2 protein-coding genes are annotated in these 610 nt (G+C 46.2%); both read left to right on the forward strand.

The features are described from left to right. Positions 1–411 (forward strand): electron transfer flavoprotein subunit beta/FixA family protein (locus Ga0466249_RS25900; protein WP_376769327.1); only part of this gene is annotated, 411 nt, incomplete at its 5' end. A gap of 14 nt (positions 412–425) precedes the next feature. After that, a partial coding sequence (locus Ga0466249_RS25905) for a DUF362 domain-containing protein (RefSeq protein ID WP_215832381.1) occupies positions 426–610 on the forward strand: 185 nt, incomplete at its 3' end.

Genomic DNA, 610 nt, shown 5'->3' on the forward strand with positions numbered 1-610 from the left:
GCGCAAGTGGGTCCTGAAATGGCAGAACATCTGGGAATTGCTCAAATCACGTGCTGTTCAAAATTTGAAGTCACTGGTGACGTTTTGAAAGTAGAACGTGAGCATGAAGAAGGTTATGAAGTCATCGAAGGGAAAATGCCTTTGCTTGTTACAGTTGTAAAATCAGCCAATGAACCAAGGTTTGCTACGGTGCGCGGTACAATGAAAGCAAATCGGAAGGAAATTCCCGTTTTGACACTCGCTGATTTGGATGTAGATGAGAAACGTCTGGGTTTAAAAGGTTCTCCTACACAGGTAAAGAAAATCTTTACGCCTCCTACCCGCTCAGGCGGTGAAATGATTCAAGCAGAAGATGCCCGCGAAGCAGTCGGTATTCTTCTTCAAAAACTCAGTGACGCGAAGATCATATAAGGAGGCAATAAAAAATGGCTGTAAAAGTAGCAAAAGATACCTGCATCGGCTGCGGAGCTTGCGTGAGTGCTTGCCCGTTCGGTGCGCTGGAAATGCAAGATGACAAAGCGCATGTAACAGACGCTTGTACCTCGTGTGGTGCCTGTGTAGAAGTTTGTCCGGTAGGAGCAATAGAACGCGAAGCTGTTGAATCGACAGC

Origin of the sequence: Pelorhabdus rhamnosifermentans (assembly GCF_018835585.1) — a bacterium.
Classification (GTDB): Bacteria; Bacillota; Negativicutes; order UMGS1260; family UMGS1260; genus Pelorhabdus; species Pelorhabdus rhamnosifermentans.